We start from the raw sequence: 25,680 nt of genomic DNA on the forward strand, positions 1-25,680 counted from the left end.
CAGCGTGTAAGCTGCGCATTCATGCGCATTCTCCTGATCGAAGACGACCCCTCGCTGGGCAGTTCCCTGCAATCGTGGCTGCGGCTGGATGGCTATGCCGTGGACTGGCTCCAGCGTGGCGATCAGGCGGCAGCGGCCCTGGCCACGCACGAATACCACTGCATTCTGCTGGACCGGGGCCTGCCGGGGCTGGACGGCGATGCCGTGCTGCGCGCGCTGCGGGCCTCCCGCCCCCCTGCTGGCGAAGTGCCGGTCATTCTGATTACCGCGCGCGACACGCTGGCCGACCGCGTGCAGGGGCTGGATGGGGGGGCCGACGACTATCTGGTCAAGCCTTTCGATCTGGAAGAACTCTCGGCGCGGGTGCGTGCCGCGCTGCGCCGGGGTGCGGCCCAGCAGCATCCGACCCTGCGACATGGGGCGGTGGAACTGGACCCCTCTGCCAAAACGGTGACACGCAATGGCCAGTCCGTCACGCTGACGGCGCGTGAATTTGCGGTGTTGCAGGCACTGATGCGGCATCCTGGCCACATTCTCAGCCGTGCGCAACTGGAAGAATCGCTCTATGGCTGGGGGCAGGAGATCGAGAGCAACGCCATCGAGGTACACGTTTACAAACTGCGCAAGAAGCTGGGCAGCGGCTTCATCGTCACCGCCCGCAATCAGGGCTACACGCTGGCATCGGCATGACCACGTCCCGCACCTGGTCGCTGCGCCAACGCCTGCTGTGGATGGTGATGGGCATCAGCATGGGGCTGTGGCTGGTCAGTCTGGCCATTGTGATTGGCGTGGCGTGGTTCGCCACCAGCGAGGTTTTCGATGAGGCACTGGAAGAAGGCGCGCGCCTGGTGCTGCAACTGGGCACCGGCAGCGAGAACCCGTCCCTGCGCAACGGCCATCTGGCCGATGGACGCGGCGATACCCTGAAGCTACGCATGTACTACCAGCTCGTTGGCCCGGATGGCCGGGTGCTGCTGCGCGGTGAGGACACACCGGAAGAAGCATTCTTGCCCCATTTTCCGCACCGCAAGGGCTTTGCCACCGTACACCGCGACGGGGAGTTCTGGCGCGTGCATGTGCGCCAACGCCAGGACGGCATCGCCGCCCAGGTGGCCCAGCCCCTGGAAGAACGCCTCGACCTGCTGGAAGACATGGCCGAGAATCTGGCATGGCCCGCGCTGCTGCTGCTGGCCCTGCTGGGGCTGGCGAGCTGGTTCACCATCCGCCACCTGCTGCGGCCACTGGAGGAGCTGGCCACCCGCATCGCCAGCAAGTCTCCCACCGATCTGTCGCCCGTGAGCACGCCCCATCCGCCGCGCGAACTACAGCCCATGCTCGCCGCACTCAATTCCCTGCTGGCCCGGCTGGAAACCACGCTCGACAACGAACGCCGCTTCACCGCCGATGCCGCCCATGAGCTGCGCACGCCCCTGTCTGCCCTGCGCATGCGCACCCAGTTGATCGAACGCGAACTGGGGCTGCCCGTGCCCCAGCTTCGGCAGTTGCGGGCAGATGTGGATCGCTGCACCGCGCTGGTGGAAAGCCTGCTGGCCCTGGCGCGGCTGGATGCCCAGCCGCTGGAGCGCGAAACCGTGGCCCTGTCCGCGCTGGTGGCTTCGCTGGACCTCGCGGCAGTGCAGGCACGCGGCATGGTGCTGGAGTGCGCGCTGGCTGCGTCGCACCTACAGGCATCCCCCACCCTGCTGGCGAGTGCGCTGCGCAACCTGGTCGATAACGCCGTGCGCTATGGCCGCGAGCAGGGGCGCATCCGCATCGAATCGCAACCCTTGCCCGCTGGCGGGGTGCGGCTGGCCGTGCGCGACGATGGCCCTGGCGTTGCGGCATCGGCCCGTGCGCAACTGGGGCAACGCTTTTTCCGCATTCTGGGCACGGGCCAGAGCGGCAACGGCCTGGGCCTGTCCATCGTGGCTCGCATTGCCACCCTGCACGCGGCCACCCTGCATTTCGAGGACGGACTGGAAGGCCGGGGCCTGGGGGTGGTGCTGGACTTTCCGGGCGAAGTGCCGCCGGATACCGCATCAGATTGACTTCAGCTTGGGCTGCTCCAATGCAAGGGCAGTGCCGTTCGGGCACCCTTTTCTGTCTTTCTGCATTACCCACCACGGAGCCATACCATGCGCAAAACCACCGCTTCCCTTGCAATCGCCGCCCTTCTCGTTCTGGGCACCACTGCCAGCCTGGCACAGGCCCCCGGCTACCAAGGCCCCAGCAATGCCCCGGCCCCCCAGCCCACCGCTCCGCACTACAGCGGCCCCAGCAGCGTGCAGCTGATGACGGTCAAACAACTGCTGGACACTGGCCGCGACGACCAGCACGCCCGCCTGCAAGGGCGCATCGTCTCGCACGACGGCGGCGACCGCTACACGTTCGCCGACGACAGCGGGCGCATTACCGTGGAAATCGACAACAAGGATTTCCCGCCCGGACAGACCATCAGTGCCGAACAAAAGGTCGAACTGCTGGGCGAGCTGGACAAAGACCTGCGCAAGGTGGAACTGGAAGTCGATCGCATCACGCTGATTCCCTGAGATCGTAAACACGTTCGCCCCCTCTGACACGCAGACCCTGTTCAAGACCGGGGCGCGAAAAACCGGTTCTGCGGGCGTGGCAGCCCCAGGTTTTCGCGCAGGGTCGTGCCCTCGTATTCGCGGCGCAGCAGGCCACGCGCCTGCAACTCGGGCACCAGCTTGTCCACGAACGCATCCAGCCCGCCAGGCAGCCACGGAAACATGACGTTGAAGCCATCGGCTGCATCGGTTTCCAGCCATTGCTGCATCTCGTCGGCAATGCTGCGGGGCGTTCCCACGAACGACAGGCCCGCATAGCCCCCCAGCCGCTGGGCCAGCTGGCGCACCGTCAGGTTCTCGCGCCGCGCCAGGGCCATCACCCGCTCACGGCCACTCTTGCTGGCGTTGGATTCGGGGAGGGAATCGGGCAGGGGGCCATCGGGGTCGAGGTGGCTGACATCGCTGCCCAGGGCCACCGACAGCGACGAGATGGCACTGTCGTAGTGCACCAGAGCATCCAGCCGTGCCCGAATGGCCCGCGCTTCGTCCACGGTATCGGCCACGACCACGAAGGCTCCCGGCAGGATTTTGAGGTGATCGGGGTCACGCCCCAGGCTGCGCATGCGGCCCTTCACGTCCGCATGGAACCGCTGCCCTTCTTCCAGCGTGCCGTGTGCGGCAAACACCACTTCGGCGGTCTCGGCCGCCAGTTGCCGCCCCGCCTCCGATGCCCCGGCCTGCACGATCACGGGCCAGCCCTGCACCGGACGGGCAATGTGCAAAGGCCCACGCACCGAGAAATGCGGCCCCGCGTGCCCCAGCACATGCAGCCGCTCAGGGTCGAAATAATCGCCGCTGGCGGCATCGCGCACAAAGGCATCGTCGGCCCAGGTATCCCACAGACCGGTCACCACATCGTAGAACTCGCGCGCCCGCGCATAGCGGTCGGCATGTTCCACATGGGTTTCCAGACCGAAATTGCGTGCCGCATCGGGGTTGCTGGTGGTGACGATGTTCCAGCCCGCCCGCCCCTCGGACAGATGATCGAGCGAGGCAAAACGCCGCGCAATATGGAACGGCTCCTCGAAGGTGGTGGAAGCCGTGGCCACCAGCCCCAGGTGCGTGGTGTGCTGCGCCAGGGCCGACAGCAGCGTGAACGGCTCGAATGAAGTGACCGTATGGCTGCGCCGCAGGGCCTCCATCGGCATGTTCAGCACCGCCAGATGGTCTGCCATGAAGAACGCATCGAAGCGTCCCTGCTCCAGCCGCTGGGCCAGGTACTTCAGGCGGGTGAAATTGAAGTTGGCATCGCGCCATGCGCCGGGGTAACGCCAGGCCCCGGTGTGGATGCTGACCGGGCGCATGAATGCACCGAGCTTGAGCTGGCGGGTGACAGTACTCATGGGAAAAATCCTTGCTGGACAGTGAATGGACGGCACAGCTTAAATCGATCTTCCCGAGAGTGCTGGGGCGGGGTTTTTACTGAAGTGCAGAGAGTGGCAGCACGGGCGACACGGCACGGTCTTGCCACAGGCATCTGCCGGCCCCACGCCAAACCGCCACACCGCATAGAATGCCCGGTTTGGCCCATCACTTTTGATCGATTGCAGCAGAATGCGCACTTTTCCTACCCTGGGTATCCGTCTGCGCCTGTGGCTGGTGGCAGGCGTGGGGTTGGCAGGCGTGGTCGGCGCACTCGCCTACACCGCCGTGTGGCGCAGTGGCCTGGCAGAGCGGCAGGCCGCGCAGCAGCACCGGCTGGACCTGGTGGCTCTGGACATGCAGTCCGCACTGGCACGCTTCGATTACCTGCCCGCCCTGCTGGAAATGGGGCCGGGCGTGCTGGAGTTGCTGCGCCAGCCCACCGACACCGAATTGCAGCGCACCGTCAGCCGCTATCTGAACCGCATCAATGCCGCCGCCGGGGCCGAACTGCTGTATCTGGCCAACCGGCAAGGGCTGGCCGTGGCCGCCGACGATGCCGGTGAACCCGGCTCGCCACTGGGAGCCATTTTTGACTTTCGCCCCTATGTGCGCGATGCCCTGGCCACGGGGCATGGGCGTTTCTTCGGGGTGGGCATCACCTCGGGTCGCCCTGGCTTCTACCTCTCGTATGCCTTGCCCTACACCTCGGGCCACACCGCTTCCACGCCCGCCGACGCATGGGGCGTGGCCGTGGTGAAAGTGGGTTTTGCCGGACTGGAGGCACGCTGGCGCAACCTGCCGGGGCAGGTACTGGTGGTGGACCAACACGGCGTGGTGGTGTTGAGCACCCAAGACCCATGGCGTTACCGCCCATTGAACGACCTGCCTGCCGCCACGGTGGCTGAAATTGCCCGCACCCGCGCCTACCAAACACCACTGAACAGGCCGCTGCACTGGCACAGCCAGCCTGCCGCATCCGCAGGCCCACAGGCAGATGGCGTGCAGGAAGTCCGGCTGGATGGGCAAGCGGGCTGGCTGGCCTCGCAACGCCCGCTGGAAAACGGGCTGCTGCATGTCGTGGTGCTGGAAGAAAGCCAGCCTGTGCGGCAACAGGCCCGACTGGCCGCCACACTGGCGGCATTGGCCACCACCGTGCTGCTGCTGCTGCTGGTCCTGGTGGGGCGTTTGCGCCGCCAGAGCTGGCGGCAACGGCTGGCCACACAGGCCGCCCTGCAAGCCGCACACGACAGCCTGGAAGCCCAGGTGCAACAGCGCACCGCCCAGTTGCAGCAGGCACAGCAGGAACTGGTTCAGTCCGAGAAGATGGCCGCCCTGGGGCAAATGTCCGCCGGGCTGGCACACGAGATCAACCAGCCCCTGGCCGCCCTGCGCACCCTCTCGGACAACACCCAGCGGCTGCTGGCACAGCAACGCCACGATGACGTGGTGCGCAACCTGCAACGCATGGCGCACCTGGTGGATCGCCTCGCCAGCATCAGCCAGCGGCTCAAGGTCTTTGCCTACAAGCCGCAGACACCCCCGCAGCCGGTGGCCATCGCCGCCCTGCTGCGGCAGGTGCGCCAGTTGCTGGAGCCGCGCCTGCAAGCGGCGGGGGTGGCCTGCTCCATCGACGTGGAGCCGCACACGCTGTGCGCCGTGGCCGATGCCATACGGCTGGAGCAGGTGCTGGACAACCTGATGGGCAACGCCCTGGACGCGCTGCACACCCGCGATGCCGCCTCCACACCGCCGCACATGGCCCTGCGGGCCTGGGCGCAAGACGGGCAATGCCACATCAGCGTCCACGACAGCGGCCCCGGCATCGATGCCGCCATCCTGCTCCGGCTGTTCGAGCCATTCGTCACCAGCAAACCTGCGGGCAAGGGGCTGGGCCTGGGGCTGGTGATTTGTGCCCATCTGGTGCGGGAAATGGGGGGAAACCTGCAAGGCGGGAATGCACCGGAAGGTGGTGCGCGGTTTATCATTTCACTGCCACTGGCATCGGTTCCGGGGCAACCGGCCTGAGAACGCAAACACGTTCCAACAACCACACCACCTCCCCCCACTACGACTGCCCCACCGCCATGACCGCTGCCGCCACCACCCCGCCCATACAGGTATTGCTGATCGAAGACGATGCCGACGTGCGGCTGGGCAGCCAGCAGGCCCTGGAACTGGAAGGCATTGCCGTACAGCCTTTCGAGAGCGTGGAAGCAGCGCGCCGGGCCATCCATGCCGGCGCGCCGGTCGTGGTCGTCTGCGATGTGCGTCTGCCCGGCCTCAGCGGCCTGGAATGGCTGCCACAGGTGCTGGCGCAGGATGCGCAGATTCCCTTCATCCTCGTCACCGGCCACGGCGATGTCAGCATGGCCGTGCATGCCATGCGCGACGGAGCCTATGACTTCATCGAAAAACCCTTCTCGTCCGACCACCTCGTCAGCACCGTGCGCCGTGCCATGGACAAACGCGCCCTGGTGCTGCAAGTGCAGTCTCTGCACACCCAACTGGCCCAGCGCGACAGCGAGGCCGTGCAGGACATCCAGTCCGTGCTCATCGGGCGTTCCGCCGCCATGGAACAGGTGCGCCAGACCATCCTCGCGCTGGCAGGCACCAATGCCGATGTGCTGATCTACGGCGAAACCGGCACCGGCAAGGAACTGGTGGCCCGCTGCCTGCACGATTTCAGCCCGCGCAGAAACCACGCCTTCGTGCCCCTCAACTGCGGCGGCATGCCCGAGAACCTGGCAGAAAGCGAGCTGTTCGGGCACGAGGCCGGTTCCTTCACCAGTGCCCAGAAAATGCGCACCGGCAAGTTCGAGCACGCCCACCGGGGCACCCTGTTTCTCGATGAGATCGAGACCATGCCGATTGCCATCCAGATCAAGCTGCTGCGGGTGTTGCAGGAGCGGCAGATCGAGCGCGTCGGCTCCAACACCGCCATCCCGATTGACACCCGCGTGATTGCCGCCAGCAAGGCCGACCTCAAGCAATGGGCCGAGCACAAGCAGTTCCGGGCCGACCTGTACTACCGCATTGCCGTGGCCCTGGTGGAACTGCCACCCCTGCGCGAGCGGCGCGAGGATATTCCGCTGCTGTTCGAGCACTTCTGCCTGCTGGCAGCCAAACGCTACCAGCAAACCCAGCGCAACCCCGATGCCCGGCTGATGGCCCAGCTCATGGCCCACTCCTGGCCCGGCAATGTGCGGGAGCTGAAAAATGTGGCCGACCGGCTGGTGCTGGGGTTGCCGCTGGGCAGCGTCACCGCCGCGCCCGCCAGCGAAGCGGCTGCACCCACCGCCACCGGCACGCCCGGCCTGGGCCAGCAGATGGCGCGGTTCGAGGAAATCCTCATTACCCAGGCACTGCGCCAGCACCAGGGCGATGTGGGTGCGGCAGCACAAACGCTGCAAGTGCCCCGCCCCACGCTCTACGACAAAATGCGCAAGCTGGGCATCGACAACAGCCAGATTCGCCAGCAAGGCTAGGGAAGGTCTGCAAAACTCTTGCGGTAAGCCCGCGCCCGCCAACGGGATGCAGCGCAAGGCGGATTTTGCGGTCAATAGCGGGGCTATTGACCGCAGAAGCCAACGCGGCGATGCGCCCAGTGGCGGGATGCGGGCGGCGCAACGGGTTTTGCAGACCTTCCCTAGCGAAATCTGCAAGTCATCAGGCCGAGTGCTTGGCCGACTCGTCCGAGGTCAGCGGTGGCGGCGGGTTGTCGCTGAGCACCTTGTTCATGCGCTCGGTGTCCAGATCACCTGTCCACTTCGCCACCACGACCGTGGCCACGCCATTGCCGATGAGGTTGGTGAGCGCGCGCGCTTCCGACATGAAGCGGTCAATGCCCAGAATCAGCGCAATACTGGCCACCGGCACATGGCCCACGGCCGACAGCGTGGCCGCCAGCACGATGAAGCCACTGCCCGTCACCCCGGCCGCGCCCTTGGATGTCAGCAACAGCACCGCCAGCAGCGTGACCTGCTCCATCAGCGTCATGGGCGTGTTGGTGGCCTGCGCCAGAAACACGGCGGCCATCGTCAGGTAAATCGACGTGCCATCCAGATTGAAGGAATAGCCCGTCGGAATGACCAGCCCCACCACCGACTTGCGTGCGCCGAGGTTTTCCATCTTGTCCATCATGCGCGGCAGCACCGATTCCGACGACGATGTGCCCAGCACGATCAGCAGCTCTTCCTTGATGTACTTGATGAACTTGACGATGGAAAAGCCCGTCGCCTTGGCAATCGACCCCAGCACCATGAAGATGAAAATCAGGCAGGTGACATAGAAGGTCAGCATCAACTGGCCCAGTTGCAGCAGGGAGCTGAGGCCGTACTTGCCAATCGTGAAGGCCATGGCACCGAAGGCACCGATGGGGGCGACTTTCATGATGTAGCCCACAATCACGAACAGCACATGCGAGAACTTCTCGATGAAGTCGAACACCATGTGCCCACGCCCGCCAAAGCGGTGCAGCGCGAAGCCGAACATCACCGCCACCAGCAGCACTTGCAGGATTTCACCGTTGGCGAAGGCTCCCACGGCCGTGGTCGGAATCACATTCAGCAGGAACTGGGTGGTGCTCTGCATCTGGTCGGGGCCGGTGTAGGCCGCCACACTGCTGGCATCCAGACTGGCTGCATCGATGTTCATGCCCTCACCGGGCTTGACCAGGTTGATGATGAGCAGCCCCACCACCAGCGCAATCGTGCTGACGATCTCGAAATACAGCAAGGCCATGCCGCCGGTCTTGCCCACGCGCTTCATGTCCTCCATGCCCGCGATGCCCACCACCACGGTACAGAAGATGATGGGCGCAATAATCATCTTGATGAGCTTGATGAAGCCATCGCCCAGCGGCTTCATGGCCGCGCCGGTCTCCGGGTAAAAGTGCCCCAGAAAAATGCCGATCACAATGGCGACGATCACCTGGAAATACAGGGTGCGATACAGCGGGGTCTTGCGGCGACTGCGCTGCGAGGCAGCCGCCGGTTGGTCATGGGTAGTTTGCATGGTCTTGTCTCCTGATTGAAACGAACCGGCAGGCCAGACACGACACCAATACATGCCGCCATACCAGCCAGACCGCCGCAACGCGCGGAACCAGACTTACGCAAAACCAATGCCAAACCCAATATACTCATAACACATTGATATAAAACAATATTGAAAATGGCACGGACACGCCATGTATGAAAAACCATTGCATGGCACACCCATCTTTATGATTTTTCATAATCATCCTGTACCTTAGGGCATGTCATCCATCAGATTCACCCCGGCATGAAAAATACCCGGACGAATGGACTTGCCAGCAGCACACGCCCAGAAAAAACATGCTAATCTGATGCGGGGTTTTTTCCATGACTGCCCAACAAAGCTTTCTTTTCATCGTCGTCCTGATCGCTGCCAGCGGATTTTTTTCGCTGGCAGAAATCTCACTGGCTGCTTCCCGGCGCATTCGCCTGCGCAAGCTGGCCGCCGAAGGCGACACCCGCGCACCGCGCGTACTCGCCCTGCAAGAGCAGCCGGGCGACTATTTCACCGTCGTGCAGATTGCCCAGAACGCCGTCGCCATTCTGGGCGGCATCGTGGGCGAAGGGGCATTCAGCCCCTTCTTCACGCAACTGCTGGGATACTGGTTCAGCGAGCCGGTGGCGCAGAGCGCAGGCTTCGTGCTGTCGTTCCTGATGGTCATCTCGCTGTTCATCCTGTTTGCCGACCTGTTTCCCAAGCGGCTGGGCATGGCCGAGCCGGAAAAACTCGCCATGGCCGTGCACGGGGGCATGCGCCTGTTCACCATCCTGCTGCGGCCGCTGGTGTGGGTGTACAGCCGCCTCACCGACACCCTGTTCAAGCTCACCGGCCTGCCCATGCTGCGCGACGACCGCGTCACCTCCGAAGACGTGCTGGCCATGACCGAGGCCGTCACCCAGGCGGGCATCCTGGCGCAGAACGAACAGCGCGTCATCGCCAACGTGTTCGACCTGGACAACCGCTCCGTGGCCAGTGCCATGTCTGGCCGCGACCGCATCGCCTACTTCTTCCGCGACGACCCCGACGAAGTCATCCGCGCCCGCATTGCCGAGGAACCCTACGCCACCTACCCGGTCTGCGACGGCGACATCGACCATGTGATCGGCTATGTGGATTCGCGCGACCTCTACCAGCGGGTGCTCAACGGCCAGCCCCTGACCCTGCGCGACGACGCGCTGCTGCACAAGGTGCTGGTGATTCCCGACCGCCTATCGCTGGCCGAAACGCTCGACCAGTTCCGTCAGGTGCAGGAAGACTTCGCGGTGGTCGTGAACGAATACAGCCTGGTGGTGGGCGTGGTCACGCTCAACGATGTCATGAGCACCGTGATGGGCGACCTGATGGGGCCGGACGACGAGGAACTGATCGTGCGCCGCGACGAGAACTCCTGGCTGATCGACGGCAGCACCCCCATCGAAGACGTGCTGCATGTGCTCAAGATCGACGAATTCCCGCACTTCGAGGAATACGACACGCTGGCGGGCTTTCTCATCGTCATGCTGCGCCGCATCCCCCGCCGCACCGATTCGGTGGTCTGGGCAGGCTACAAGTTCGAGGTGATGGACGTGGACAGCTACCGCATCGATCAGGTGCTGGTCACGCGGCTGGAAACAGGCGAAGCCGCCGCCCCAACGCCATAGGGCGTGCTCCCGTGTGGCATGCCACACACACCGGGAGCCATCTGCTTTTTGCGAATCCCGAAAACGCATTTCTCCAGAAGAAAAAACATTGCAGAACATCATCTTGCAATGCCTGCTCAACCCTTCAAAACGACATTTTTCGCATTTGCACTTAATGTGAATAAGGGTTTTCCTGCACCTAGGGTTTTCGATGATAGACTGCGCACGCGCCACATGTTTGTGCGCTGCACAACCGCCCTCGGATTGCAGCTCCAGACCCTGTGGTTGGCATGAATCACCTCGTGCAGGATCGCCCCGTTTTCCGGGCTCCAGAGCGAGTTCTTTCATTTGTTCCCAGCCGTCCTGCACCAGCCCAGCCAGCCACACCGCCAGCCATCTGTGCCAATCCCGATCTGAAACCTGTTTGCACTTCAGGGTGGGGGAAGCATGGACATCGGTGCGCGACGCAAACCCCTCTTCCACTTCTTCTACCAATAAACCAGGAGGCAAGATGCAACAAAAGGATTACAACCGGTGGCTGGTCGTCACCGGCGCATTGATCTGCCAGTTCGTGATTGGCGCGCTCTACACTTGGAGCGTCTTCAGAAACCCCATTCAGCAAGCCACCGGCTGGTCGGCCACCGATGTCTCGCTGGCGTTCACCATCAACCTCGCCAGCATTCCATTCTGGATGATTTTTGCCGGTCGCCTGCTGCCCAAGATGGGGCCGACCAAGCTGGCCATCGTGGGGTCATCCGTGCTGGCCGTCGGTCTGCTGATCTCCAGCCAGACGCAGAACATTGGCTCGCTGTGGGCACTGTACCTGGGCTATGGCGTGTTGGCCGGTGCAGGCATCGGCATCGTCTATGGCATCCCGATTGCCACCTGCCTGAAGTGGTTCCCGGACAAACGCGGCTTCATCACCGGCCTGGCCGTGATGGGCTTTGGCATCGGCTCGGTTGCCTTCGCACCCGTGGCATCGTTCCTGGTGGGCGAACTCGGCCCGTTCAAGACCTTCTTCTATCAGGCCATCTACAGCATCGTGGGTGTGGGCCTGGGCGCGCAACTGATGCGCGTGGCTCCCGATGGCTACAAGCCCAAGGGCTGGACACCCCCGGCCCCCAAGCCCGGCCAGCAAGCCGTCCCCGCTGTGCGACCTGACTTCACTGCCGGGCAAATGCTCCAGACCCCCCAGTACTGGATGATTCTGGTGCTCTACGCCTTCGCCAACGTCGCCGGGCTGATGATTATTGCCCACGCTTCTCCCATCGGCCAGCAACTGGCTGAAATGACTGCCGTACAGGCCGCAGGAGCCGTGGGCATTCTCAACATCTTCAACAGCCTGGGCCGCCTCTTCTGGGGCACCGTCTCCGACAAGCTCGGGCGCATGAACACCGTGGCGGTGATGTACATCATCAGCGCGGCCGTCATGTTCAGCATGGGCAGCATCAGCAGCATGGTGCCGTATGTGATTGCCGTCTCGCTGATCGCCTTCTGCTTCGGTGGTGCCATGGGCACGTTCCCGTCGCTGACCGCCGACTTCTTCGGTGCCAAGAACCTCAGCGTGAACTACGGCCTGATCTTCATCGCCTACAGCCTGGGAGCCATCATCGGCCCCATCATGGCCACCACCGTGCTGGCGCGCACCGGCGGCAGCTACAACGCGGCGTTCGTCATCAGCGGCACACTGTGCGCCATTGGTGTGGTCATGGCATTCATCACCAAGCCACCCAAGGCACCCAAGGCACCCAAGACGGCGTAAGCTGCAAGACAGCCCAAGCCGGTTCTTCGGACAACCTGAACGGGTTCAAAAATCGCAGTTGGCTGCGGGGTTTGAACCCGTTGCTTTTTGAACCTGTTCACGACCCCGGAACCCGGCAGGCAGCGGCAGGGTGTGCGCCACTGGTGTTTCTCGTTTCTTTTTCTTTTTTTGACATCAGGAGTTTCAAGAATGGCAAAACCTCGGATCATCATCGTCGGCGGTGGCTTTGGCGGGCTGGAAGTCACCAAGGCCCTGCGCCATGCCGACGTGGACATCCTGCTCATCAACAACACCAACCACCACCTGTTCCAGCCCCTGCTCTACCAGGTGGCCACTGCCGGGCTGGCCGCGCCCTCCATCGGCGCGCCCATCCGCAGCCTGATGCGCGCGCGCAAGAACATCTCCACCATCCTGGGCGAAGTCGTGGACGTATTGCCCGCCTCGCGCGAAGTGGTGCTCTCCAACGGCCTGTACTACGGCTACGACTACCTGATCGTGGCCACCGGGGCCACCCACAGCTACTTCGGCAACGATGCCTGGCAGGCCCACGCCCCCGGCATGAAAACCCTGCGCGATGCCTTCACCATCCGCAGCAAGATCACCCACGCCTTCGAGAACGCAGAAATCGAACCCGACCCGGTCAAGCGGGCCGCCTACCTGACCTTTGCCGTCATCGGGGCTGGCCCCACCGGAGTGGAAATGGCCGGCTCGATGGCCGAAATCGCCCGCCACACCCTGCGCGGCGAATTCCGCCACATCGACCCCTCCCGGGCACGCATCCTGCTCATCGAAGGCGGCCCGCGCGTGCTGCAAAGCATGCCCGACAAACTCAGCCAGCGTGCCCTGGAACAGCTCGACCGTCTGGGCGTGCAGGTCATGCTCAACGCCCGCGTCACCCACATCGACGAAGACGGACTGGACGTGGAGCACCTCAACCCCGCCCCACCCGCCAGCACCGGGCAGAACGGCAAGCCCCACGCACCGCGCACCGAACGCATTCCCAGCCAGTGCGTCATCTGGGCAGCGGGCGTGGCCGCCTCGCCACTGGGCAAGACCCTGGCCAAGGCCACTGGTGCCCAGACCGACCGGGCCGGGCGCGTCATCGTCAATCCCGACCTCACGGTGGCCAGCGACGAGCGCATCTTCGTCATCGGCGACCTCGCATCCGCCCAAAGCCACCGCGCTGGCCAGCCCCCGCAACCCGTACCCGGTGTCTCGCCCGCCGCCAAGCAAATGGGCCAACTGGCTGCCGACAACATCCTGCGCCACCTCAAGGGGCAGGCCAGCCGCCAGTTCGTCTATACCAACTATGGCAACCTCGCCACCATTGGCCGCCTCGCCGCCGTGGTCGATCTGCCCCTGTGGCGCGGCAAACACCTGCGCATGAGCGGCATGCTGGCCTGGCAGTTCTGGCTGTTCGCGCACATTTACTTCCTGATTGGCTTTCGCAACCGTTTCGTCGTGCTGATGGACTGGGCCAGTGCCTACTGGACGTTCAACCGCAGTGCCCGCGTCGTGGCCGAAGGCGAACAGAAACCCGCCACACCGCCTTCCGAAACGTAAAAATCCCAAAAACCACAAGCACCCAAAAAAACAGGGGCGTGATGCACAACATCACGCCCCTGCGGCATTCAGGATGCTGGCACAGGCCAGCCCCCTGAACGTCGAGCCTTACTCCACGGCCTTGGTGATGTCCTCCACCACCTTTTTGGCATCGCCGAAGACCATCATGGTTTTGTCCATGTAGAACAGTTCGTTGTCCAGCCCGGCGTAGCCTGCGGCCATGGATCGCTTGTTCACGATGATGGTCTTGGCCTTGTAGGCTTCCAGAATCGGCATGCCGTAGATCGCGCTGCCCTTGACGTGTGCGGCGGGGTTCACCACGTCGTTCGCGCCCAGGATGATGGCAACATCGACCTGACCGAATTCGCCGTTGATGTCTTCCATCTCGAACACCTGGTCGTAGGGCACTTCGGCCTCGGCCAGCAGCACGTTCATGTGGCCGGGCATGCGGCCTGCCACCGGGTGGATGGCGTATTTCACGTCGATGCCGTTTTCGGTGAGCTTGGCGGCCAGTTCCTTGACGGCGTGCTGGGCACGCGCCACGGCCAGGCCGTAGCCGGGCACGATCACCACGCTTTCGGCATTGCCCAGCACAAAGGCTGCGTCGTCGGCACTGCCACTTTTGACGCTGCGCTGCTCCTGCGTGCCGCCTGCGGCAGCGGCGGCATCACCGCCAAAGCCGCCCAGAATGACGTTGAAGAAGCTGCGGTTCATGGCCTTGCACATGATGTAGCTCAGAATCGCACCCGACGACCCCACCAGCGAACCGGCAATGATGAGCATGGAGTTGTTCAGCGAGAAGCCGATGCCCGCTGCCGCCCAGCCGGAATAGCTGTTGAGCATGGAGACGACCACGGGCATGTCTGCGCCACCAATCGGGATGATGAGCAGCACGCCCAGCGCGAAGCCGATGGCAATGACCAGCACGATGTCGATCCAGCTTTGCGAATGCCAGAAGCCGAACACGAAGAAGGCCGCCAGCAGCCCCAGCGCAAGGTTCAGCCAGTGCTGCCCGGCAAACACCACCGGGCGGCCCTGGAACAGGCGGAACTTGTACTTGCCCGAGAGCTTGCCGAACGCAATGATGGAGCCGGTAAAGGTGATCGCACCGATGAACGCGCCCAGTGCCAGTTCCACGCGGTTGCCACCGGGAATCAGCCCGCCCTTTTCGGTGATCTGGAAGGCCCAGGGTTCTGCCACGGCGGCCACGGCAATGAACACCGCCGCCAGACCGATCATGCTGTGCATGAAGGCCACCAGCTCGGGCATTTTGGTCATTTCCACGCGCTTGGCCATGATGGAGCCAGCCGTGCCGCCCACCAGCAGGCCCAGCAGCACCCAGCCCAGCCCGAGCGCGCCACCGGCCAGCTCCACGATGAGCGCGGCGGTGGTGAGCACGGCAATGAGCATGCCGGTCATGCCAAAGAAGTTGCCGCGAATCGAGGTGGTGGGGTGCGACAGCCCCTTGAGTGCCTGAATGAAGCAGACACTGGCCACCAGATACAGCAGGGTTACAAGGTTCATGCTCATTTATTGTTCTCCCTCCGCCTTGGCGGGTGTCTTGCGTTCTTTTTTCTTGAACATTTCCAGCATCCGGCGCGTGACCAGAAAGCCGCCGAACACGTTCACGGCAGCCAGTGCCACGGCCAATACGCCCATGGTTTTGCCCAGCGGGGTTTCGGTCAGGGCGGCGGCCAGCATGGCACCGACGATGACGATGGCGGAGATGGCATTGGTCACGGCCATCAGCGGGGTGTGCAGCGCGGGCGTGACCGTCCAGACGACGTGGTAGCCCACATAAATGGCCAGCACGAAAATAATCAGATTGGTAACGATGGGGGATACGAAATCCATGATGGTTTCTCCTCTCGGTCTTTCAAAATCACGCGGCGCGGGTCACCTGGCCGTCGCGTGCCACCAGACAGGCGGCCACGATGTCGTCTTCCAGATCGATCTTCAAGCCTTCGTCCTTGGGCAGAATGAGCTTGAGGAAGTCCAGCACGTTGCGCGCGAACAGCGCGGAGGCATCGGCAGCCACCAGCGCGGCCAGATTGGTCTCGCCAACGATGCGCACGCCATGCTGGGTCACGGTCTGGTCGGCCACGGTCAGCGTGCAGTTGCCGCTGATGCCGTCGGCTCCCCGGCCTGCGGCAATATCGACGATGACCGAGCCGGGCTTCATGCTGCGCACCATCTCCTCGGTGACCAGCGTGGGCGCGGCACGGCCCGGAATCAGCGCGGTGGTGATGACGACATCGGCGGCGGCCACGCGCTTGGCCACTTCCACCTTCTGGCGTTCCAGCCAGCTTGGGGGCATGGGGCGAGCGTAACCGCCCACGCCTTCGGCGGCTTCTTTTTCTTCGGCGGTTTCGTAGGGCACATCGATGAACTTCGCACCCAGCGATTCGACTTGCTCTTTCACGCTGGGGCGCACGTCGCTGGCCTCGATGGTCGCGCCCAGCCGCTTGGCCGTGGCAATCGCTTGAAGGCCCGCCACGCCCACGCCCAGAATCACGACCTTGGCGGCCTTGACCGTACCGGCAGCCGTCATCAGCATCGGGAAGAATCGCTGGTACTCGTTGGCCGCAATGATGACGGCCTTGTACCCGGCAATATTGGCCTGGGACGAGAGAATATCCAGGCTCTGCGCCCGCGTGGTACGCGGTGCGGCCTCCAGTGCAAAAGCCGCCACCCGCGCATCGGCCAGGCGTTGCAGGCCCTCGCGGTCGAACGGGTTCAGGCTGCCCACCAGCACCGCACCGGGCCGAAGCTGCGTGGCCTCCTGGGCATCGGGCGCGCGCACCTTCAGCACGAGGTCTGCGCCCCACGCGCCCTGCGCGTCGGTAATTTCTGCGCCCACCGCCTGGTAGGCGGCATCGGGGGCGGCAGCAGCAATGCCTGCGCCTGCCTGCACCCGCACCACATGGCCCTGCGCAATCAGTTTCTTGGCCGTTTCCGGCGTGACTGCCACGCGGGTTTCACCAGCGGCTGTTTCTGCTGGCACTCCTATCTGCATAAAGCACTCCTTCGTTGATTTGTTTGTTGTTGCATGGATGGAAAAAATGTCCGAACCCGACCTTCGGGGCCACCGTATTCGCGCAGCATGAAGCCATCGGCAATACGGCAGATGATCCGAAACGGCAGGATTCGTACAGCAGGGAAGGCCCGCAAGGGCCAGTCTCGCGGCTTGGGCACCAGCAGGGCCAAGGCATGGAGACCCAAATCCGACGAGAAAAAGAAAAGGTGGAAAAACCCCGGCAGCGACACGCACAAGGCATGCGATGCCGGGGTCGATGGGCAGGGGCAAGGCATTGTCAGCAATGCCCAAAACCCTGTATCCCGGCGCAGTGCGCAGATTCAACTTCGGTAAAAATGATCCATTGGATTTTTAACCCTTCATGCCCGGATGGTTGAAAACCATTTTGCCGAAATTGTTTTCCAGGGAATTGCCATTGATGGTGTGGTGGCAATCCATCGGTTTGCAGGGCATTACCCAGAGTCCGCAGAACACGGTGCGGGAGCGAATGGGCATGCCAGTCAGGCTGCAACGCCCGGAATAATATCACCGGCTTTGTCGATTTTGCAGCGGATTTTCACATAATCAATTATTCATTATTACAGGGAGAATAACCCTTCTTTCAGCAAGGCCACGTTCGGTATGTACGCAGGGCGATCGCGCTATGTCAAAAGCATCCGATACGCACCCATTTTTGCCAAACACAAACCCCACTTACCGCGTCATGCCGGGCTTGACCCGGCATCCAGTGGCAACGTCTGCCTTGAAAGTCCCGGTAGCCTGGGTCGCGCAATGCTTCTGGATGCCGGGTCAAGCCCGGCATGACGCGGTGAGTGAGTTTCACCATAGCGCGATCGCCCTGGATATCCACGCAAGAGGCTTGCCTCTCTGGAAAAAACATTTCCTCACTGAACGGGCACTATCCAGGTAGCATTCTTTTACTATAAAATGCTCAACATGAGCAAATCAAACACCCTCCCATTGGATCCGCTGCCCCGCCTCATGCTGGAGCCGCTGGTGCGCGCCGCGCTGCTGGAAGACCTGGGGCGCAGTGGCGACATCACCAGTCAGGCCATCGTGCCCGCACAGGAAACGTCCACGCTGCAACTGCGTGCCCGCCAACCGGGTGTGCTGGCCGGGCTGGAGCTGGCGCGGCTGGCCTTTGAGCTGATCGACCCGGCCATCGGCTTCAGCGTGGAGTGCGACGATGGCACGCGTTTGCAGCCGGGCGACTGCATCGCCCAGGTGCACGGGTCGGCACGGGCGATTCTGACTGCCGAGCGCGTCGCGCTGAACTTTCTGGGCATGGCCAGCGGCGTGGCCACTGCGACGGCACAGATTGCCGATGCGATTGCCCACACGCAGGCGCGCGTGACCTGCACGCGCAAGACCCTGCCGGGGCTGCGGGCGGTGCAGAAGTACGCGGTGCGCGTGGGCGGCGGGCGCAACCACCGCTTCGGGCTGGACGATGCCATCCTCATCAAGGACAACCACATTGCCATTGCGGGCGGCATTCGCCCCGCCGTGGAACGCGCCCGCGCCGCTGCCGGGCACATGGTGCAGATTGAGCTGGAAGTGGACACCCTCGCGCAATTGCAGGAGGCCCTGGACTTGCAGGTTCGCGTCGTGCTGCTGGACAACATGGACATCCCCACGCTGGAGCAGGCCGTGCGCATGGTCGATGGCCGTGCCGTGACCGAGGCATCCGGGCGGGTGAATGCCAGCACCGCCCCGGCCATTGCGGCCACTGGCGTGAACCTGATTGCCGTGGGCTGGATTACCCACAGCGCACCCGTGCTGGACATTGGCCTGGACGTGATTTGACATCCGCGCCCGCCCCCTGCCCTGACCGGCAAGGGGCGATATTGCCGTTTTTTTTGATTCATTAATACTCTGAATGAGTATATAAAAACCCGGAGAGACACCCATGACCCACCCCATCAGCAGCGAAGCCCCTCAGAAATGGTTCGACTACGATCACCCGCGCCTGGAGCCAACCGCCCCGATTGCGCCACCACAAGCCCCACCCGATAGCGACAGCGGCACGGCCTGTTCAGCCGTGGGCTGGGCGTGGGCACGGGTGCCAGCCGCACTGCAAAAAGCCGAGCGCGAAGCCTTGCGCACCCGCATTCGCCACCTGCTGCAACGCGAAAACGCCGTGCTGGTGGCGCACTACTACGTCGATGCCGACCTGCAAGACCTCGCCCGCGAAACCGGCGGCTGCGTGGGCGATTCGCTGGAGATGGCGCGGTTTGGCCGCGACCACCCGGCCGACACCATCGTGGTGGCCGGGGTGCGCTTCATGGGCGAAACCGCCAAGATTCTGGGGATGCACAAGCGCGTGCTGATGCCCGATCTGGAAGCCAACTGCTCGCTCGATCTGGGCTGCCCTGCCGACGCATTCGCACAGTTCTGCGACGCACACCCCGACCGCACCGTGGTCGTCTATGCCAACACCAGCGCGGCGGTGAAGGCACGGGCCGACTGGGTCGTGACCTCCTCGATCGGGCTGGAAATCGTCACCCACCTGCACCAGTGCGGCGAAAAAATCCTCTGGGCACCCGACCGGCATCTGGGCCGCTACATCCAGCAGCAAACCGGCGCGGACATGCTGCTGTGGCAAGGCTCCTGCATGGTGCACAACGAATTCAAGGGCTACGAGCTGGAAGGGCTGCGCACCGAATACCCGCACGCCAAGGTGCTGGTGCACCCGGAATCACCCGAAGCCGTAGTGGCGCAGGCCGATGTCGTCGGCTCCACGTCACGGCTGATTCAGGCTGCGGTGGAACTGGATGCCACGCATTTCATCGTCGCCACCGACCTGGGCATCCTGCACGAGATGCGCGCCCGCGCCCCCGGCAAGGTGTTTCTGGCCGCGCCCACGGCAGGCAACAGTGCCACCTGCAAAAGCTGTGCGTTCTGCCCGTGGATGGCCATGAACGGACTGGCCGGTGTGGCGCACGCGCTGGAGCACGGCGCAGGCGAAATCCACCTCGATGCCCGTCTGGCCGATGCCGCCCGCCGCCCGATGGCCCGCATGCTGGACTTTGCCGCCGCCCACAAGGCGCGGGTGCAGACCAGCGGCGACATCGAGCAAGACACCCCCCTGTTCACCCACGTCGGAGCCGCCTGATGCCAAATCAAGCCACACTCTCTGCTTCGGCACAGGTCGCTGCCACACCTGCCACACCTGCCAAAGAGGCCTACGATGCCATCATCGTCGGAGCCGGGCTGGCTGGCCTGAGCGTTGCACTGCAACTGCCCGCACACTGGCGCGTTGCGCTGCTGCTCAAAGGCGCGCAGGCCGAATGCGCCAGCAGCCGTGCGCAGGGCGGCATTGCCGCCGTCATGGATGCCCACGACAGCCTGGAGCACCATGTGCAAGACACCCTGGTGGCCGGGGCCGGTCTGTGCGACGAACACAGCGTGCGACACATTCTGGCGCGGGCACCACAGGCACTGACGTGGTTGCAGCAGCAGGCCGTGCCCTTCACCCGGCTGGCCGATGGCAGCGGCCTGCACCTCACGCGCGAAGGCGGCCACAGCCACCGTCGCATTGCCCACGCCGCCGATGCCACCGGCAAGGCCATCATGACCAGCCTGTGGCAGCGGCTGCGCCAATGTGCGCACATCCGCGTGCTGGAACACCATGCCGCCATCGACCTGCACACCGTGCCATCCCCCGAGGGCACACCCATCTGCCAGGGCGTGTGGGTACAGGACGTGCACCGCGCACGCCGCCGCCTGCTGGCCGCGCCGCGCGTGGTGCTGGCCTCCGGCGGCATGGGCCAGCTCTACCCGCGCACCACCAACCCGCCTGCCGCTACGGCTGACGGCGTGGCGATGGCCTGGCGGGCAGGTTGCGCGGTGCGCGATCTGGAATTTTTGCAGTTCCACCCCACCGGCCTGTGCACCCCGAATGCCAACGGCTTTCTGATTTCCGAAGCCCTGCGCGGCGAAGGCGGGCTGCTGTGCCTGCCCGATGGCACCCGCTTCATGCCCGCACACGATGCGCGTGCCGAACTCGCCCCGCGCGACGTGGTGGCGCGCGCCATCTTCCACGAAATGCAGCAGCACCGCCTGCCCTTCGTGCACCTGGACATGCGCCACAAGGGCGCGGCGTTTCTGCACCAGCATTTCCCCACCATCCTGGCCGAATGCCTGCGCCACGGCATCGACATCACGCGCCAGCCCATTCCCGTCGCCCCGGTGGCGCACTATGCCTGCGGCGGCATCGTCACCGACCTGCACGCCCGCACCGCACTGCCCGGCCTGTACGCCGTGGGTGAAGATGCCTGCACCGGCCTGCACGGAGCCAACCGGCTGGCCAGCAACTCGCTGCTGGAATGCGTGGTGATGGGCCATGCCGCCGCCCACGACATGGTGCAAACCAACGCCGCCCTGAAAGACGCAACCAGCACCGTGCCACCCCGGCCACGCACCACCGCCTACCGGGGCTGGAGTGCCGCCCAATGCACCGCCCTGCGCCAGCAACTGACCCAGGCCATGTGGCAGGGTGCAGGCATTGTGCGCAACGCCCGCGACCTGCGCATCGCCCAGAAAGTGGTGCAGGCCATGCGCAGCCAGTGGCTGGCCTGCCCCGACCACCTGTCTGCCTCTGCGCCACTGGCCAGCCTGGAACTGCGCAACCTGCTGGACGTGGCCGCGCTGCTGCTCGAAGCCGCGCTGACCCGCACCCAAAGCTGTGGCCTGCACACCCGCAGCGATGCGCCAGCCACCGCACCCGCACCCCCGGCCGTGGGCCTGCCAGATACGGTCGCACAGGCCGCCTGACCCTTTGAACCTGCCTGCTTTTTTGACCACCACCATGCGCCTGTTTGTCTCCTCCATGTTGTCCGGCCTTGCCACCCGTCTGATGCGCCAAGCCTCATCGGCCACAGTGCAAACACCCCTGGCCGCGCTGTTCCTCGCCGTGCTGATCGCCCCCGCCAGCGCACAGGCCGACGCATTGCGCGAAAGCAGCCCACCGGCCTATCCGCAACGGCCCCTCACCATCATCGTCACCTTTCCACCCGGCGGCGGCACCGACTTGCTGGCCCGCAAGCTCGCCCCACTGCTGGAGCAGGCACTGGGGCAAAGCGTCGTGGTGGACAACCGCCCCGGAGCCAGCGGCAACATCGGCGCACGCGCCGTGGCCCAGTCCGCCCCCGATGGCCATACCCTGCTGATGGTGAACAGCTCGTTTGCCATCACCCCCCATGTGCTGGGCACACCGGGCTTTGATGCCGCACGGGATTTTCAGGCCGTCATCAACGTCGGCTTCATCCCCTCCCTGCTGGTGACCCGCGCCGACAGCCCGTGGCACACACTGGCGCAATGGCTGCACCCCCTGCCCGATGCCGCCCCGCACCTGTTCGCCTCCTGCGGCACCGGCACGCCCCAGCACCTGGCCGGGGCCATGATGCAGGCCCACCAGCCAGCCGTGCAGTTGCAGCAAGTGCCCTACAAGGGCTGCGGCCCCGCGCTGGTCGATGTGCTGGGCGGACAGGTTCCGGTGGGCATCGTCACCGCCTCCAGTGCCATGCCGTACCTGTCCAGCGGGCGACTGCGCGCCCTGGCCGTCACGGCCCCGCAGCGCGCCCCGCAATGGCCCGACGTGCCCACCGTGGCCGAACACGCCATGCCCGGCTACCACCTCAACCAGTGGCATGGCCTGCTCGTGCCCGCTGGCACCGATGCCGCCATCGTCCATCGCCTGAACCACATCCTGCAACAGGCACTGGCTCAGGACACCTTGCAGGAAGAACTGCGCCAGTTGGGCTATACTCCCACCAGCGGCAGCGATACCAGCCCCCAGGCATTCCAGCAACTGGTACAAGATGATCTGGCACGTTTTGCCGAAATGGCCCCAGGCCTGACGCAGCCCTGAGAACGTGTTCACGATCTCTGCCAGACACACCACACCCGCATGACCGGCGCAACCACAGCCCCCCAGCAGCAGCCATCCAGCAGACCGAACCGGGCGGCAAGCCTGTGCGCATGCCTGCTGCTGCTCGTGCTGCTTGCACTGGCCGCAGGCGCAGACCCCGTGCGCGAAGCCCTGCGCTACGACCGACAGGCCATCGCAGCAGGGCAATGGTGGCGGCTGCTGACCGCCCATCTGGTGCATCTGGGCTGGGCGCACGCCCTGCTCAACGGCATAGGCATCCTGCTGTGCGCAGGGCTGGCACCTGCGGTTTTTGCCTGCAAAAAGTTTCTACTGCTGATGCTGTTTCTGGGCACCGGCATCGGCGTACTGATGTACAGCGGCTACCCCGACATTGGCCGTTATGTGGGCTTCTCTGGCGTGCTGTACGGCCTGTTTGTGGTGGGCCTGTGGCCCCAGCGGCACGATGCGCTGATGCGGTGCGCCCTGATACTCGTGCTCGGCTGGGCAGGCTGGCAACTGCTGTTGGCTCCGCTGCCCTCGGAAGAACAGATGATTGGCGGACGCATCGTTGCAGAAGCCCACTTCCTGGGCGTATTGCTGGCAGGTGCATGGCTGATGGCTCTGGCAGGCATCCGCAGAATGCCACGCCCCTGAAGCTGCCGCCCGTCAGCCAGCCGCTGCGGTTGCCGTTGTGTCAGGCTGATTCGGCAATATGCAACAGGGGAAATGCCCAAACTGCGACGACATTAGCGTGCCGCCTTTCTTCGACGCCGCACATAACCAGCACCCAGCAGTGGCAAAAGCACCAGTGCGGGGGTGAAAGAGCCGCCGCCATCATTGCCCACCGTTTCTTCTTGCGATTCAGCCGTGACCACTTCAATGGTGATGTTTTTACTCACCGGGTCAGTATCGGCAATGGTGGAATCGCATTTCAGCGTGTAAGTCCAGGTGCCGATGGTGTTGAAGGTCAGTGCTTTGGTGCCGTTGGCGGTGGTTGCGCCACCCCATTGCGTTTCACCCGTCGGGTCGGTGGTAGTGGCCTGGCAGTTGGTGGTCAGCCAGCTCGACCAGACGATTTCCCGGCTGTAGCCTTGCGCCACTGTCAGGCTGGCAAGCTCTGGCTGCCAGCTCAGATTGACGGAGGTGCTGCCCGGCAGTTCATCGCCCGGCGTGAACTTGAACAGTGTGCCCCAGCCGGTGTTGCCACCATACTGTGTGTAGCCGTACAGCGCGTCACCACTACGAATCAGCTTGGAGGGCTGCATGCCGTCCAGGTTGATGCCATTGGGGGCTGCATTGGGGGAATCTCCGGTGGATGCCCCGAATGAGTACATGCGTTGGTAGCCATCGGTCTTGTGGTAGCGGAAGATCACCCCCTGGCCGAACAGGCCGCCACTGGAAGCCGCTCCGTAGATATGCCCATCCGCGCCTTGCACCAGTGCGGTCGGCACCCGACCCGGCGTGACATCTGCCGCTGAGGCAGCAGGGAAGGAATACAGCAATTCCAGTTCATGGCTACTGCCTTCGGCACCAGCATCCGGGTGGAAGCGCCACAATGCCCCGCCATTTTGGGCCCCGCCACTCTGGGAAACTACATAAACCATGCCGTCATCGGCATCTTCCACCATGGCCTGAATATTTTGAACTGTAACGATGCCTGTGCTCTGTGTGCTTACCTCAAAGGCATGGATGATTCTTCGATCTGATGGGTTGGCGGGGTCAATACTGACAAAAGCATTGGGACCAGGGCCGTAGGCCGAACTACTGCGCACCATGCCGTAAAGCCGACCGGTCTGGCTGTGTGCCAAGTAAATCTTGGCGCCCCAATCGGTGTCAACGACATCGTTGCCGACGACGCTGCCATCTTTTTCCAGTGCCAGAAGGTTGGTACGGTTCGATATGAAATAAAAGCGGTCATTCAGTTCTACGGCCTGCCCAAATACCTGGTTGGTTCCAGTGGTCGGAAGGCTCGAATTGAGAGTCAGCAATTGCTGTGAAGCTGGGTCATAGCTGAACATGCCATTGAGTGTGCCTTCCGCCGTTGAAAGACGACCAAAGTTGTAAAGCACGCCGTCACTGCCCCATTTCAGTATTTGCAGCCATCTGTTGTTGCTGTAGCTGGAGGTCAGCAAGGGTTGGAATTCGCTGTTTTCCAGGTCGTAGCGGAACAGCATGCCGCCAGCGCCGCCATTGTTGTTAACGGCCTCCGTGCCCGCGCCATATTGCACCGAGCCATACAGATAACCATCAGACCCGGCGACCAAAGGTGACGAGGGTATATCGTTTTGGTTCGATGCGTATCCAGGCCGGGCGCCATTGCCACCTTCCGGCAGGTTGCCGGTAAAGTTGACTAAGGTATCCACTTGCGGATAGGCGGCATGCGCGGTCTGCATGGCCAGCAGGCTGCCCAGGGTTATTGAGCTGGCGCAGAGAAGTTTCAACATCAATTCAGTTCCCGTCATTCCCGCGAAGGCGGGAATCCAGGCGGCGCGGTGCTTGCCATATTGACGGTTATTGCCTTTGGATGCCGCGTCACTGGATTCCGGGTCAAGCCCGGAATGACGAGAAAGAAAATGCGTCATTCCCGCGAAGGCGGGAATCCAGGCGGCGCGGTGCTTGCCATATTGACGGTTATTGCCTTTGGATGCCGCGTCACTCGATTCCGGGTCAAGCCCGGAATGACGGGAAAGAAAATGCGTCATTCCCGCGAAGGCGGGAATCCAGGCGGCGCGGTGCTTGCCATATTGGCGGTTATTGCCTTTGGGTGTGGCTTCACTCGATTCCGGGTCAAGCCCGGAATGACGGTACAGGGGGAGTTTGTGGTTGCGTTGTGTCATGTC

General features: G+C 63.7%; 19 protein-coding genes. 13 read left to right on the forward strand and 6 right to left on the reverse strand.

From position 1 onward, the window contains the following. Positions 1-21: 21 nt before the first annotated feature. The 3 genes from BUE21_RS00130 to BUE21_RS00140 all read left to right on the forward strand — a co-directional run bounded on the left by BUE21_RS00130 (position 22) and on the right by BUE21_RS00140 (position 2,549). The gene (locus BUE21_RS00130) at positions 22-690 is read left to right on the forward strand and encodes a response regulator transcription factor (RefSeq protein ID WP_073353191.1); all 669 of its coding nucleotides are present in this window, start codon (positions 22-24) and stop codon (positions 688-690) included. Further along, positions 687-2,048, forward strand: a complete 1,362-nt coding sequence (locus tag BUE21_RS00135; protein ID WP_073353193.1) for an ATP-binding protein — start codon at positions 687-689, stop codon at positions 2,046-2,048. Before BUE21_RS00130 ends, BUE21_RS00135 begins: the two co-directional genes overlap by 4 nt. Positions 2,049-2,135: 87 nt before the next feature. Beyond that, entirely contained in the window at positions 2,136-2,549 is a 414-nt protein-coding gene (locus BUE21_RS00140; protein ID WP_073353195.1) for a YgiW/YdeI family stress tolerance OB fold protein, read from the forward strand. A 41-nt stretch (positions 2,550-2,590) separates the two neighbouring features. Here the strand turns inward: BUE21_RS00140 and BUE21_RS00145 are convergent, their stop codons facing one another. Then, complete coding sequence (locus BUE21_RS00145; RefSeq protein ID WP_073353197.1) at positions 2,591-3,931, reverse strand: LLM class flavin-dependent oxidoreductase; 1,341 nt, start codon at positions 3,929-3,931, stop codon at positions 2,591-2,593. A 211-nt stretch (positions 3,932-4,142) separates the two neighbouring features. Here BUE21_RS00145 and BUE21_RS00150 point away from each other — a divergent pair, with 211 nt between their 5' ends. Next, entirely contained in the window at positions 4,143-5,978 is a 1,836-nt protein-coding gene (locus BUE21_RS00150; protein ID WP_073353200.1) for an ATP-binding protein, read from the forward strand. 59 nt (positions 5,979-6,037) lie between these two features. Beyond that, positions 6,038-7,438, forward strand: coding sequence for a sigma-54-dependent transcriptional regulator (locus tag BUE21_RS00155; protein WP_073353203.1), 1,401 nt, complete (start codon positions 6,038-6,040; stop codon positions 7,436-7,438). A gap of 181 nt (positions 7,439-7,619) precedes the next feature. Here the strand turns inward: BUE21_RS00155 and BUE21_RS00160 are convergent, their stop codons facing one another. After that, positions 7,620-8,966 carry a dicarboxylate/amino acid:cation symporter gene (locus tag BUE21_RS00160; RefSeq protein ID WP_073353204.1) on the reverse strand — a complete coding sequence of 449 codons (1,347 nt, stop codon included), beginning with the start codon at positions 8,964-8,966 and terminating at the stop codon, positions 7,620-7,622. Positions 8,967-9,316: 350 nt separating this feature from the next. Here BUE21_RS00160 and BUE21_RS00165 point away from each other — a divergent pair, with 350 nt between their 5' ends. The 3 genes from BUE21_RS00165 (at position 9,317) to BUE21_RS00175 (ending at position 13,934) form a co-directional block, all read left to right on the forward strand. Beyond that, on the forward strand, positions 9,317-10,630 hold the full coding sequence (locus tag BUE21_RS00165) for a polyamine export protein PaeA (RefSeq protein WP_073353207.1): 1,314 nt from the start codon (positions 9,317-9,319) through the stop codon (positions 10,628-10,630). 490 nt (positions 10,631-11,120) lie between these two features. After that, positions 11,121-12,371: an L-lactate MFS transporter gene (locus BUE21_RS00170; protein ID WP_073353210.1), complete on the forward strand. Its 1,251-nt coding sequence runs from the start codon at positions 11,121-11,123 to the stop codon at positions 12,369-12,371. Positions 12,372-12,560: 189 nt separating this feature from the next. Further along, a complete protein-coding gene (locus tag BUE21_RS00175; protein WP_073353213.1) occupies positions 12,561-13,934 on the forward strand; it encodes an NAD(P)/FAD-dependent oxidoreductase in 1,374 nt (457 codons plus the stop codon). Between the two features lie 108 nt (positions 13,935-14,042). On the opposite strand, the gene BUE21_RS00180 is transcribed toward BUE21_RS00175, so the two are convergent. From BUE21_RS00180 to BUE21_RS00190, 3 genes are read right to left on the reverse strand one after another with little or no spacing between them, the layout of a single operon-like run. Then, on the reverse strand, positions 14,043-15,464 hold the full coding sequence (locus tag BUE21_RS00180) for an NAD(P)(+) transhydrogenase (Re/Si-specific) subunit beta (RefSeq protein WP_073353215.1): 1,422 nt from the start codon (positions 15,462-15,464) through the stop codon (positions 14,043-14,045). Continuing rightward, entirely contained in the window at positions 15,465-15,788 is a 324-nt protein-coding gene (locus BUE21_RS00185) for an NAD(P) transhydrogenase subunit alpha part 2 (RefSeq protein ID WP_073353218.1), read from the reverse strand. Positions 15,789-15,816: 28 nt separating this feature from the next. After that, positions 15,817-16,950, reverse strand: a complete 1,134-nt coding sequence (locus BUE21_RS00190) for a Re/Si-specific NAD(P)(+) transhydrogenase subunit alpha (RefSeq protein WP_073353221.1) — start codon at positions 16,948-16,950, stop codon at positions 15,817-15,819. Between the two features lie 948 nt (positions 16,951-17,898). Between BUE21_RS00190 and nadC the strand changes: the two genes are divergently transcribed. The 5 genes from nadC to rrtA all read left to right on the forward strand — a co-directional run bounded on the left by nadC (position 17,899) and on the right by rrtA (position 23,494). Next, on the forward strand, positions 17,899-18,774 hold the full coding sequence (gene nadC / locus BUE21_RS00200) for a carboxylating nicotinate-nucleotide diphosphorylase (RefSeq protein WP_073353227.1): 876 nt from the start codon (positions 17,899-17,901) through the stop codon (positions 18,772-18,774). Positions 18,775-18,877: 103 nt separating this feature from the next. Beyond that, complete coding sequence (gene nadA / locus BUE21_RS00205) at positions 18,878-20,083, forward strand: quinolinate synthase NadA (RefSeq protein WP_084522567.1); 1,206 nt, start codon at positions 18,878-18,880, stop codon at positions 20,081-20,083. After that, on the forward strand, positions 20,083-21,744 hold the full coding sequence (gene nadB, locus BUE21_RS00210) for an L-aspartate oxidase (RefSeq protein WP_084522569.1): 1,662 nt from the start codon (positions 20,083-20,085) through the stop codon (positions 21,742-21,744). The genes nadA and nadB overlap by 1 nt, the downstream gene beginning before the upstream one ends. An 82-nt stretch (positions 21,745-21,826) precedes the next feature. Next, complete coding sequence (locus BUE21_RS00215; RefSeq protein ID WP_073353494.1) at positions 21,827-22,840, forward strand: Bug family tripartite tricarboxylate transporter substrate binding protein; 1,014 nt, start codon at positions 21,827-21,829, stop codon at positions 22,838-22,840. 39 nt (positions 22,841-22,879) lie between these two features. Next, the gene (gene rrtA, locus BUE21_RS00220) at positions 22,880-23,494 is read left to right on the forward strand and encodes a rhombosortase (protein ID WP_084522571.1); all 615 of its coding nucleotides are present in this window, start codon (positions 22,880-22,882) and stop codon (positions 23,492-23,494) included. A 92-nt stretch (positions 23,495-23,586) separates the two neighbouring features. On the opposite strand, the gene BUE21_RS00225 is transcribed toward rrtA, so the two are convergent. Then, complete coding sequence (locus BUE21_RS00225) at positions 23,587-25,677, reverse strand: choice-of-anchor tandem repeat GloVer-containing protein (protein WP_143164345.1); 2,091 nt, start codon at positions 25,675-25,677, stop codon at positions 23,587-23,589. Positions 25,678-25,680: the final 3 nt, after the last annotated feature.

Source organism: Lampropedia hyalina DSM 16112 (assembly GCF_900129055.1).
Classification (GTDB): Bacteria; Pseudomonadota; Gammaproteobacteria; order Burkholderiales; family Burkholderiaceae_C; genus Lampropedia; species Lampropedia hyalina.